At 67.1% G+C, this 12,105-nt stretch carries 10 protein-coding genes and 1 pseudogene; 8 read left to right on the forward strand and 3 right to left on the reverse strand.

All coding sequences use genetic code 11. From position 1 onward, the window contains the following. Positions 1-363, forward strand: a complete 363-nt coding sequence (locus E6A26_RS16560) for a MerR family transcriptional regulator (protein ID WP_136612311.1) — start codon at positions 1-3, stop codon at positions 361-363. 142 nt (positions 364-505) lie between these two features. Beyond that, complete coding sequence (locus tag E6A26_RS16565) at positions 506-1,450, forward strand: aldo/keto reductase (RefSeq protein ID WP_234865618.1); 945 nt, start codon at positions 506-508, stop codon at positions 1,448-1,450. A gap of 131 nt (positions 1,451-1,581) precedes the next feature. Here the strand turns inward: E6A26_RS16565 and E6A26_RS16570 are convergent, their stop codons facing one another. From E6A26_RS16570 to E6A26_RS16580, 3 genes are all read right to left on the reverse strand, one after another. After that, positions 1,582-2,691, reverse strand: coding sequence for an ABC transporter substrate-binding protein (locus tag E6A26_RS16570; protein ID WP_211129204.1), 1,110 nt, complete (start codon positions 2,689-2,691; stop codon positions 1,582-1,584). A gap of 124 nt (positions 2,692-2,815) precedes the next feature. Beyond that, positions 2,816-3,727, reverse strand: a complete 912-nt coding sequence (locus E6A26_RS16575) for an ABC transporter permease (protein WP_136612313.1) — start codon at positions 3,725-3,727, stop codon at positions 2,816-2,818. After that, positions 3,724-4,575, reverse strand: coding sequence for an ABC transporter ATP-binding protein (locus tag E6A26_RS16580; protein WP_136612314.1), 852 nt, complete (start codon positions 4,573-4,575; stop codon positions 3,724-3,726). The genes E6A26_RS16575 and E6A26_RS16580 overlap by 4 nt, the downstream gene beginning before the upstream one ends. A gap of 276 nt (positions 4,576-4,851) precedes the next feature. On the opposite strand from E6A26_RS16580, the gene E6A26_RS16585 reads away from it, so the two are divergent. From E6A26_RS16585 to E6A26_RS17800, 6 genes and pseudogenes are all read left to right on the forward strand, one after another. Beyond that, complete coding sequence (locus E6A26_RS16585) at positions 4,852-6,465, forward strand: ATP-binding protein (protein ID WP_211129206.1); 1,614 nt, start codon at positions 4,852-4,854, stop codon at positions 6,463-6,465. Then, positions 6,462-7,139 (forward strand): response regulator, encoded by a 678-nt coding sequence (locus tag E6A26_RS16590; protein WP_136612315.1) that lies wholly within the window; start codon positions 6,462-6,464, stop codon positions 7,137-7,139. Before E6A26_RS16585 ends, E6A26_RS16590 begins: the two co-directional genes overlap by 4 nt. Positions 7,140-7,309: 170 nt before the next feature. Beyond that, positions 7,310-8,347, forward strand: a complete 1,038-nt coding sequence (locus E6A26_RS16595; protein WP_136612316.1) for a zinc-dependent alcohol dehydrogenase family protein — start codon at positions 7,310-7,312, stop codon at positions 8,345-8,347. Positions 8,348-8,539: 192 nt separating this feature from the next. Continuing rightward, positions 8,540-9,496 carry an IS1595 family transposase gene (locus E6A26_RS16600; protein WP_136612317.1) on the forward strand — a complete coding sequence of 319 codons (957 nt, stop codon included), beginning with the start codon at positions 8,540-8,542 and terminating at the stop codon, positions 9,494-9,496. Between the two features lie 145 nt (positions 9,497-9,641). Further along, on the forward strand, positions 9,642-10,196 hold the full coding sequence (locus E6A26_RS16605; RefSeq protein WP_136612318.1) for a hypothetical protein: 555 nt from the start codon (positions 9,642-9,644) through the stop codon (positions 10,194-10,196). A 1,335-nt stretch (positions 10,197-11,531) separates the two neighbouring features. Then, positions 11,532-12,105 (forward strand): annotated as a pseudogene (locus E6A26_RS17800) (hypothetical protein); the annotation flags it as partial.

The following is a 12,105-nucleotide window of genomic DNA, read 5'->3' on the forward strand; positions in this document are numbered from 1 at the left end:
ATGGGTCTCACGATCGCCGAAGTCTCCGAACGCACCGGCCTCACCCCGCACACGCTGCGCTACTACGAGCGCGACGGTCTCATGCTCCACGACGTGGACCGCACGCCCTCGGGCCGCCGCGAGTACACCGACCAAGACGTCAACGGCATCCTCATGGTCGCGCGGCTGAGGGCCACGGGCATGCCGGTCCGCGAGGTCCGGCGGTACGCCGAGCTGGTCCGGAACGGCCAGGGCAACGAGGAGGAGCGGCTCAAGATCCTGGAGGCGCACCGCGAGCGCGTGCTCGCGCAGCTCGCGGAGGTGACCGAGAACCTGCGCGCTGTGGAGTCCAAGATCGAGCTCTACCGGAAGTCCTTGACTTAGAGCGCGCTCTAAGGGGTTGGCTGAAGGCATGTCAGAGAACGCAACGCCTCAGAACGCCACGCCCCAGAACACCGAAGCACAGAACACCGCCGCAGCCCGGACCAGGACGCTCGGCACGGCCTCTCCCCTCACGGTCTCCTCGATGGGACTCGGCTGCATGGGCATGTCCGAGTTCTACGGCCTCCCGGACGAGGCCGCGGGCATCGAGACCATCCACCGCGCACTCGACCTTGGAGTCACGTTCCTCGACACCGCGGACATGTACGGCCCGTTCACGAACGAGATGCTCGTGGGCCGCGCGATCGCGGGCCGACGGGACGAGGTACAGCTCGCCACCAAGTTCGGCAACATGCGTGGCCCGAACGGCGAGCGCCTCGGCATCAACGGGACGCCCGAGTACGTCCGCTCCGCGTGCGACGCCTCGCTCCAGCGACTCGGCGTGGACCACATTGACCTCTACTACCAGCACCGGGTCGACCCGAACGTCCCCATCGAGGAGACCGTGGGCGCGATGGCCGAGCTCGTCCAGGCCGGCAAGGTCCGGCACCTCGGGCTTTCCGAGGCGGCGCCCGCGACGATCCGCCGGGCCCACGCGGTCCACCCGATCACCGCACTCCAGACCGAGTATTCGCTGTTCACCCGCGACCTCGAGGACGAGATCCTGCCCACGATCCGTGAGCTCGGGATCGGCCTCGTGCCGTACTCCCCGCTGGGCCGCGGCATCCTCACGGGGCGGCTCACCGCGGAATCGGTCGGGCGGGAGGCCGACGCGCGCCAGTCGCCGTACTTCCCGCGCTTCCAGGGCGAGGCGCTCGACGCCAACCTGCAGCTCGTCGCGAACGTCACGGCGCTTGCGGAGCAGAAGGGCGTGACGCCGGGCCAGATCGCCCTCGCGTGGGTCCTCGCGCAGGGCGAGGACGTCGTGCCGATCCCCGGCACGAAGCGGGTCAAGTACCTCGAGGAGAACGCTGCCGCGCGGAGCGTCGAGCTCTCGCCGAGCGAAGTCGCCGCCCTCGAGGACGCGGTGCCGCGCGGCGCCGTCGTCGGCCCCCGGTACGGCGACATGAGCCACATCGACCAGGGTTAGCCGCTCATCTCTGCCTCAACGAACGACGGCGGGCCCGCACCTTGTGGTGCGGGCCCGCCTCTTCTCTCGGGGCGCTTGGGGCGTCGCCCCGAGGGGCCTAGATGACCCGAGTCGCCTCGATGACGCGCTGCTTAGCCGTTGTCGCCGGCAGGCGTCGTCGTGGTCTTCTCACCGAGCGTCTGGTTCGCCTTGGTGGCGAAGCTGTTGTCGAACGTGTCGGTGTACTTGATCTTCGAGATGTCCTTGCCGAGCGTCGTGAACATGTCCGCGATCGTCTTCGGGCCGCCCGCCGGCATCAGGCCATCAGGAAGGAACTGCCCCTTGTCCGCCGTGAGGGCCTTGACGTAGTCCGCCTTCGTGACGTTCTTGTTCGTGGTGTAGTCCGAGGGCAGCTTGTCCGCGATCTCCTGAGCCGAGTGCGTGTTGATCCAGTGCATCGTCTTGACGAGGGCGTTGACCACCTTCTGGACGGTGTCCTTGTTGGCGTCGACCCATTCCTTCTTCGCGATGATGCTCGCGGCCGGCCAGTTGCCGCCCACGGTCTTGTTGGCGCCGTCGGTCGTGGCAAGATCGATCGCCGACTCGGCGACCCCCTGGCTCTCCATCGCGGCAACCGTGGGCTGGGTGGTCATGACACAGTCGGCGAGACCGTTCTTGATCGCCGCAATCGCCGTTGCGCCGGCGCCCGCCTTGACGGTCTTGTAGTCCTTGCCGGACTTGAGCCCAGCCTTCGACGCGATGAACTGCGTGAGGGTGTCAGTGCCCGAACCGAGGTCCGTGACGCCCATGTTCTTGCCCTTGATATCGGCAGGCGAGTGGACGTTGGCCTTGGGGCTGCACATGATCCGCTCGCCGGGAGCGCCGGAGAGCTGGACGACGCTGATGACGTCCTTGCCTTCGAGCTGGAAGTCGTACGTGTGGTTGTACCACGCGCCCGACATGTCGACCTGGCCGGAGACCATAGCGTCCTCCGCGCCGACGCCACCGTCCTGCTCGGTGGAAAGCTGCATGTCGACGCCCTGCTCCTTGTAGTAGCCGAGCTGCTCTGCCAGCTTGTAGGGGAGGTAGATCTGCTTGTCGATGCCGCCGATCATCATCTTCACGGTGGGCATCGGGCCGCTGGCACCCGAACTGCCCGCGGCGCCGGCGCTTGCGGCGGGGCTGCTAGAGCCGCCGCAAGCGGTGAGGCTGAGAGCCACGGCGGTGACTGCAGCAGCGGCAAAGATAGTGCGCTTCATCATTGTTTTACGCATCCTTTGTTGGTCCACGAGGGATCGGTTGGTTGATGGCTGTTGTTACTGGGGATTGTGGAGCTGATCCCGAAGTTGCTCGGGATCAGCCCTGCTGGTCTGGCCGTGCGCAGCCTCAGATGCTCTGGGCCTCAGACTTGTTCGGCGGCCGCCACTTGAGGAGCGAGTGCTCGAGAAGCCCGATGAGGTACTCGGCCAGGAGCGTGATGACGGCGATGATGATCATGCACGCGAAGACCGTGTCTGGGTCGAACTTCCCCTGAGCTTGGCTGATGATGAGGCCAAGCCCCTGCTGCGCACCGAGCACCTCGGCCACGAGGGCGCCGATGATCGCGAAGCCGAAGGCCGTATGGAGGCTCGCGATGATCCACGTCATGGCGGACGGGATGGTCACGTGAATTGCGACCTGAAGCGGTGAGGCGCCGAGGACGCGGACGTTCGCGACAAGATTCTGGTCGACTTCGCGGACGCCCTGGAACGCATTGAAGAAGACCACGAAGAAGACGAGCACGGCGGCGAGGAGGACCTTCGGGAAGGTCCCGAGGCCGAACGCGACGATGAAGATCGAGCCGAGGATGATACGGGGGATCGAGTTGACGATCCGGATGTACGGGCCGACCACCGAGGAGAGGTATCTGTTGGAGCCGAGAAGCAGACCCAGCACGATTCCGGCGACCGTTCCGAGGAGGAAGCCGAGGATGGCCTCCTGGCCGGTGACCCAGATGTTCTCCCAGATCGAGCCGAACGAGGCGTCTTCCGTGTTGGTGAAGAGCGTCACGAGGCTGTCCCAGATCTGACTCGGCATGCCGAAGAAGAACGGGTCAACCAAAGGGTGCTTGCCATCAGGCTTCAGATTCGTGCACAGCTGCCACCCGCCGATGATGACGACGGCGAGCAGGACCCTGCCAACCCAAATCAGGATCTGGCGGCGCTGGCTCGCCTGGCGGCCCCTAGCGGCGATTTGGGCGGCCGATTCTTCGGTCTTGGGGGCGCCACTTTGCGCGCTGCCCTGGGCGAGAGTTGTCATGCTGCACCTGCCGTTCGCGCATAGGCGCGGGTTACTTCGTCCTTGAGTGATTCCCAGATCTGCTCCTGCAGCTCGAGGAAGCGGGACTCGTGGCGAATCTGCTGAACGTTCCCGCGGGGGCGAGGAAGGTCGATGTCGAAGACGTCCTTGACCGTGCCCGGGCTAGTCGTCATGATGACGACCCGGTCGGAGAGAGCGACAGCTTCGTCGAGGTCGTGGGTGATGAACAGCACCGTGGGGCGCAGGTCTTCCCAGAGCTTCAGGAGCTCGTTCTGCATGATCGCCTTGGTCTGCACGTCGAGCGCACCGAACGGCTCGTCCATGAGCAGAATCCGCGGGTTGTTGATGAGGGCCGCCGCCATGGCAACGCGCTTGCGCATACCGCCCGAAAGCTGGTGCGGGTAGCGGTCCTCGAAGCCGGCGAGCCCCACGCGGCGGAGCCAGTCGAGCGCCAGCACGGTGGCTTCCTTCTTCGGGGTGCCGAGCAGGATCGGACCCATCATCACGTTGTTCAGCACGCTCTTCCATGGGAAGAGTGCGTCGGCCTGGAACATGTAGCTCACGCCGTCAGTGATGCCGTCAACGATGTTGGCGCCGACCCGGACCCCGCCCGCGCTCGGCCTCTCGAGTCCGGAGACCTGCGCGAGCGTAGTCGACTTGCCGCAGCCGGTTGGGCCGACGATCGAGCAGAACTGGCCCGGCTCGACGGCGAGGGTCACGTCGCGGATGGCGGTAAAGGTTTCGCCCTTCGGCGTCAGGTAGCGCTTGGTCAGACCGGCAATGTCGATCCGCGCTCGCCCGTCCGCGCCCTCTCGGGCCGCGGAGCGGTCTGGATGATTCACACCCATGTTCAAAGACCTCTCTGTCCTGTGGGAAAGACGTCTACGTCTTTCGATATTTAAACGACGGAATTTCTTTCCTACGCCTCGACCGGCAAAGCGCCAGGCAAAATTTGCGTGATCGCCATTGCCTGCGGGATCCTTTCTTCATGCCCAGTGAGCTGAATCACAGCGTCTGGTACTACGGTAGAAAGGACGCGGAGGTGCAGCCAGAGTTGCGCGGATTGCGAGGATTAATAGCTTTCATTCATGTTTTGAGCCTTTTGATCGTTTGGTGAGAACCACGTGATTCCGGCTCGAACATGGTGGCGGGCGCGCCCGCTCGCCTCCCAGATCCTCGTGTGGACGTTGTGCCTGCTCCTCCTCACGGTCGCCCTGGGCGGATTCGTCACGAACCGCATCACGGGGCAGGTCCTCGATGAGCAATTCCGTCAGCGCGCTCTCGGGGTCGCGACGACGGTCGCCCAGATGCCTGAGATCGCCGCGGCGCTCCAGACCCACGACCCCTCGAAGCGCATCCAAGCCCTCGCGCAACAGGTCCGCTCCCAAGCGCAAACGGACTACGTCGTCGTCACCGACCGCGACGGGATCCGATATTCGCATCCCAACGCCGCCCTCATCGGCAAGCAGCTCGAGGAACCCGTCGAGGTGCTTGACGGCCAGACCCATGTGGGCACCGACCCAGGCAGCCTCGGGCTCTCCGCCAACGCCAAGGCCCCGATTTTCGACGCCGAGGGGAACGTGATCGGCGAGGTCTCCGTGGGCATCCTCGAGACGGCGGTGCTGACCCAGCTCGGACAGCAGGCCTGGCTCATCGTGGGCTATTCCGCGCTCATCCTCCTGATCGGCAGCACGGGCTCAGTACTGCTCGCCCGCGGCATCAAACGCGCCACATTCGGGCTCGAGCCGGCAGAGATCGCCTCGCTCCTGCAGGACCGTGAGGCGCTCCTGCACGGCATCCGCGAGGCCATGGTCGGCCTCGACGACCACCAACGAATCACGGTCATCAACAACGAGGCCCGGCGGCTGCTCAACATTGAGGGAACGGCTCTCGGTCGGCCGATCCAGGAGCTCCTCCCGGACGGGCGGCTTCGCGACATCCTCACCGGCAAGGCGACCGGGGCCGACCAGGCGGTCATCACCGACGACGCCCTCCTGGTGGCCAACCGCATGCCGGTGAGCGTCGGCGGCCGGAGCGTCGGCGCCGTCGTCACCATCCGGGACCGCACCGAGGTCGAGGCGCTCGTCCGGGACCTGCGCTCCATGGAGGGCCTCATCCAGGCGCTGCGCGCCCAGGAGCACGAGTACGCGAACCGGCTGCACGTGGTGAGCGGGCTGCTCGAGCTCGGCGAGGTGGACCAGGCCCGCACGTTCATCTCGGGCGTCGCAGACACGTCCCGCTCCCTCGGAGAAGGGCTCCGGGCGCGCATCGAGCCGCCCGAACTCGCCGCCCTCATCCTCGCGAAGGTGACCATCGCGGCCGAGCAGGACGTCCATCTCACCATCACGGACGACTCCCGGCTGCGCCAGCCGTTCCTGGGCGCGCAGGAGCTGCTCACCATCGTGGGGAACCTGCTCGACAACGCGATCGACGCCGTCGTCGGCCAGCCCGAACCGCGCGAGGTGACGCTCCAGCTCGACGACTCGTCCGGGATCTTCGTCTCGGTGACCGACAGCGGTCCGGGCGTGCCCGCAGAGGCGGTGGACGACGTCGTCCGCGATGGCTACACGACGAAGCAGGCCCGGCCGGGCATGCGACGTGGGATCGGGCTCGCGCTCGTCGCGCGGATCGTGCGGCGGGCCGGTGGGACGATGGATGTGTTCGCCGGTCCAGGCGGACGGTTTGAGGTGTGGGTCCCCGCAACGGGGCAGGGAGCCGAAGGAGAGGCGCAGGCATGATCCGTACCCTCGTGGTCGATGACGACTACCGGGTGGCCAGGCTGCACGCCGCGCAGGTCGCGCGCGTGCCGGGCTATGAATGCGTGGGCGAGGCCCATTCCGCCGCGGAGGCCAGCGAGGCCGTGGATCGGCTCGCCCCGGACCTGCTCCTCCTCGACGTGTACCTCCCGGACGAGGACGGGATCGCGCTGCTTCGCACGCTGCGCGAGGAGGGCCACGACGTCGACGCGATCATCATCACGGCCGCGCGCGACGTCGCGACCGTGCGCGCCGCGATGCGCGGCGGCGCGGTGTACTACCTCGTCAAGCCGTTCGGCTTCGAGCAGCTCACCGCCCAGCTCCTCGCGTACCGACGGTGGCGCGCCGAGGCCGAATCCAGGCACATCGGCGGCCAGACGGACGTCGACGCGCTGTTCGCTTCGCGCCACGCCCCTACCGGCCCGGGACCCACCTCGCGCACCCTCCCGCCGACCATGCAGAAGGTGCTCGAGGCGGTGCGCGCGGCGGAGCGGCCGCTCGGTGCCCAGGACGTCTCGGACCTCGTGGGGATCTCGCGCCCCACCGCGCAGCGCTACCTGAGCGAGCTCGAGCGCAAGGGCCGGCTCGAGCTCAAGCTCGAGTACGGGACCACGGGGCGGCCCGTGAACACGTACCTCGCGCGGCCGGGGGGCTGAGCAAGGAGGCACTGGCGGTACCTGTCTCAGCAGGGTCTCCCCCGCCGTCGTCGTCTGCGGTCTCCTTGAAGTGGCCTGACCGCGCAGCCCCACCAGGCCGCGGCGGCCGTCGACCACCCGGGTCGATCACTTACGGTCACTCAGACCGGTCACTCACTGGGAGAGGCTTCATGCGAGCAACGTTCATGTACGGCGCGGGCGACGTCAGGATCGAGGAGACCCCCGATCCCGCCATCCGTCAGCCCACCGATGCCGTGGTGCGCGTCCTCCGGGCGTGCATCTGCGGCTCCGATCTCCACCCGTATCACAGTCTGCCCAGCGCGCCTGAAGGGCGCCCGATGGGACACGAGTTCATCGGCGTCGTCGAGGAGGTGGGCTCCGACGTCGCGACCCTGCGCAGGGGCGACTTCGTCATCGCGCCGTTCGCGTGGTCCGACGGGACGTGCGAGTTCTGCCGCGAGGGCCTCCAGACGTCGTGCCTCCATGGCGGCTTCTGGGGCGGCAACGGGATCGGCGGCGGCCAGGCCGAGGCCGTGCGCGTCCCGCTCGCGGACGGCACGCTCGTCAAGGTCCCCGAACCGGTCGACGAGGCCTTGTACCCCGCGCTGCTCACGCTCTCGGACGTGTACGGCACCGGCCATCACGCGGCGATCCGGGCGGGCGTCACCTCGGGCGACACTGTCGCGGTGATTGGCGACGGCGCGGTGGGCCTCATGGCGGTCCTGTCCGCGAAGCAACTCGGCGCCGAACGCATCATCCTCATGGGCCGCCACACGGTCCGGACGGATCTGGGCGTCGAGTTCGGCGCCACCGACGTCGTGGCGGAGCGCGGCGAGGAGGGCATCGCGAAGGTTCGCGAGCTCACAGGCGGCCGCGGCGCCGCAAAGGTCCTCGAGGCCGTAGGGCACATGCCCGCGTACGAGCAGGCCGTGGGGATCGTCCGCCCCGGCGGCGTCATCAGCCGCGTCGGGGTGCCGCAGTACGACGACGCCGCCGTTGGCTTCGCGAGCCTCTTCGGGCCGAACGTGACGCTCACGGGCGGGCCGGCGCCGGTCCGCGCGTACATCGAAGAGCTGCTGCCGGCCGTGCTCGACGGGACCGTCCAACCCGGCAAGGTCTTCGACCGCACCGTTGGCCTCGACGAGGTGCCGGAGGGCTACAAGGCCATGGACGCACGCGAGGCCCTCAAGGTGCTCGTCCGGCCGTAGCACGGAGGCTGGCGCCGAGGCGCACGCCTTCAAGCCCCGACTTGGGGATTCCGGCCGTCGATGCGTAGGGGGCGGCGGCGAAGAGCGGACGACGTCGGCACTCACCCGGGTGCCGGCGTCGCCCGTTCTCGGCTCTGACAGCTGATCGAACTGAGTTATTGGGTATCTGCTTAGATGAAGTAGGTTTGGGCCATGGCTGAATTGTCGCGGCAGATGCCGCGGGCGGGCGTGGACTACCCGAAGAACTTCGGGCAGTTCCAGGATTGGTTCAGCACTGACGGGGCCTGCTTCGAGTATCTGGCGAGGCTGCGCTGGCCGGAGGGGTTCGTCTGCCCGAAGTGTGGCGGACGGGAGTACTGGCGCGCGGGCGCTGTGCTGTGGATGTGCAAGGCCTGCTCGCGGCGGACGTCGGTGACGGCAGGGACGATCTTCGACCGCACCCGCACGCCGCTGCGGACGTGGTTCGCCGCGGTGTGGTTCGTGACTTCGCAGAAGAACGGCGTGTCCGCCCTTGGGCTGCAGCGGGTCCTGGGGCTGAAGTCCTATGAGACGGCGTGGGCGTGGATGCACAAGCTCCGCCGGGCCATGGTCCGGCCCGACCGGGAGATGCTCTCTGGGCTGGTCGAGGTCGACGAGAGCTTCATCGGCGGGGTCCACCGAGACATGCCCGGCCTCGGATCCGACAAGATCTCGGTCCTCATCGCCGCCGAGCACCTGGGCCACAACCGGATCGGACGCATCCGCCTCGAGCCCGGCCCGCTCGACCGCAGGCTCGCCGTGGTGAAGTTCGGCCAGCGCGTCGTCGCCCCCGGTTCCACGATCCGCACCGACGGGGCGAGGCAGCTGCGGCGCTTCGCCGACCTCGGCTACGAGCACGAGTACTTCACCCAGCTCGGCTCGGACATCCCCGCGCACGTGAACATGCCGGCGGTCCACATGGCTGCCTCCCAGCTCAAGCGCTGGATCGACGGCACACTGCACCAGGGCATCTCACGGGAGCAGCTGGCCTACTACCTCGACGAGTTCACCTTCCGCTTCAACCGGCGCACCGCCAGAAGCCGCGGTCTGCTGTTCTACCGGCTCCTCCAGCAGGCCACCAACACCGACCCGGCGCCCCTGAAGGACCTCGTTATCCCGCGCGACGACTGAGTCCGGCTGGCTACGTCAACACCAACCAGGACCAGGATGACGGTCTGGCTCGGGACGACTTCTGCAGTTGTCCTGGCCACCGCATCTAGCGGAAGAGGATTGGCCCATATACTCTCGCGGACAGACACGGCATCAGGGGGGAAAGATGAAGGCTGCCCGAGCGTGGATGGCACTGGTCGTTGTCACCATGGTGCAGTTCCTGTCGGCGTGCGGCAGCGGCCCTGTGGCCACGCCCGAGCCCGGGCGCGCCGACCCGACGCAGACCCAGGCATCGCCAGCGCGGTCACCCTCACCGTCCGCCTTATCGACGACCCGCGCGGCACCGATCGTGGCCTGTGCACCGTTTGTTCCGACCGCCCCATGCACCACCTATGTGAGCGTCTCAGGACGCGATGACGGCGGCGACCTGTCGTGGATGACTCCGGGAGCCATCACGGCCAAGCTGGAGTCAGTGGATACTGCCCTGTACCTGACAGCGGTGACCCCCTGCGGTCCGCTCAGCGGCCCCGTGGCTCAATCTGGCTCGACGTTAACCCCGGGAGCCATTGCAGTCGGGGCCAGCGGATGCGCCTCTTCCCAACAGGCCGGCGACCAAGCCTTTCTCATTGAATTCCTCAAGAAGCCCTTCGCGGCCGCATACAGCGACGGGCATCTGACGTGGACAAATGAAAAGGGCTCGCTCGTGTTCGCGCCCCGATGACCACCGCACCGGAGCACGCCTGAGGTCTCCAGCCGAGACTCACCCCGAACACCGTTCCCCCATAGAGTGATCCCCGTCGAGATCGCCAAGCTCTACTTCAGCTAAGCAGATACCCAATACACATGTATTAGGTATCTGCTTGGCTGAAGTTGTTCGCGAGCTGACCGGAGAGGAATCTGATCCGGGCATCCACAGTGCTTCCGCCGGGTCATGGGGCCGGCCATTCTAGGGTCTTTGCTCGTCGCGCTTCCCCTTGATCGAGCCAGCGGCCGAAGGCCAAGTCGTGTAACCGAGCTTGCGCTCCTGGTTGTACGGCTTGATTGAGAGGGCCACCATGGTGCCGGCAATTAGGGCCTGCACAATGACCAAGCCGACAGGGAGCCACACGATCCACCAGATCCGTATTCCAGATAAGGCCACGACTGCGAGAAGCCCCACGGCAGCGATGATCCCGATGAGGTAGGGCGCATCCGGCGCAGCCAGTATCCGGCCGGCGGCTGGATCGGCAAGGCGTCCCAGTCTTCGGGAGGGATGAATTTGGGCTCATTCACGTGTTCGTCTCCTTCATGCTGCACGCGTCTATGTTCGCCAGAAGTTGTGCTGTCGCCGCCCCATTGATCTCCTGGGCCGACCGTCCAGGCGAACGCGGTGGAGGCGGGCCGTAGTCAAATGAATCCTTCCGCTCATTGTGGGCCCGGTCAGAGTCGTGCGGGATGACGGCTGAGGGCAGCTGACTCATCCATTAGTACTCCCGTGTTCGGCGGGAGAATGGTCGCATGGGCATGACAGCAGCGGACGCTCTTGGACCGGTGCTGGCGGACCTCGCGGCGACCGGGGCACCGATCCCGGCAATCCGGATCAGCCGATCTCCTGATACCGGTCTATGGGCCGTGAAGCTGACCGCTAGAGATGGCACAGGCCAAGGATTCACCCTGGACCCATCCGAGCCGCCTGAGCACCTCATCGCTCGGGCCAGCGATCAGGTGCAGGAGTGGATGTTCGACCAGCTCGGGAGAACCGCGCCGACCAATTGGCCACCTTGCCCACTGCATCCCGAGGGCCACCCCCTCAATGCCAAGGCGGCCGACGGCATGGCCGTTTGGATGTGCCCGTCCGGAGCTGTCATAGCCGAGGTCGGGAACCTGGCAGCCACTGTGCCACCCGGAAACGAGGCGTCCGAGTCCGCTGGTTAGGCTGCACCACCATCGATCTGTCGGCTCGTCACGTCACGTCCCGCTACGGGTACCACTAAGGGACTTCAGCCAAGCAGATACCCAATACTGAGTTTCGAACTTCTCTGAGATCTATGTTAGTATTAGTCAATAGTTTCGATTGATGTTGGGGGGCATCATGGTCGGGGGAACGGGTTCGGCCGGCGGGTTGGCTGCTGCCGAGGCATCCGGGGCGGTGGTGCTCACGCCGCGGCCGGGTTCGCTGCTGGAGGGCTCGCTGTGGCACCCCGACCCGTCCACCCTCACGGGCCCGGAGGCGCGGCGGGTGCTGGCGGACATCGGGCGGGTGCGCTCGTTCCTGGCCGCACTGGAGGCGCTGGCGGTGGAGCGGATGCGGCTGGCCTGCAGGGAGGAGGCGCGCCGCGCGGCCGAGCGGTCCGATCCCGGGGGCGGGGCCGGACCGGCCCGGTTCGGCGGGGACGTCTCCCACGCCCTGGCCGTGTCCGAGGTCGCGGTGGCCGAGGGGATCTCCGAGCACGCCGCGGCCAGGCTGCTCGGGGCCGCGGAGGCGCTGTGCGGGGCGCAGATCGCCGTGCTGGAGCACCTCGAGAGCGGGACCCTGTCCGAGGTGCACGCCCGCGTGCTCACGGACGAGGCCTCGACCCTGCCCCCGGAGTCGGCCGAGGAGTTCGGGATCGAGGCCCTGGCCCGGCTCGAGACCCGCACCGGGCGCAGGC

Origin of the sequence: Sinomonas albida (assembly GCF_004919045.1) — a bacterium.
In the GTDB taxonomy this organism is placed as follows: domain Bacteria; phylum Actinomycetota; class Actinomycetes; order Actinomycetales; family Micrococcaceae; genus Sinomonas; species Sinomonas albida.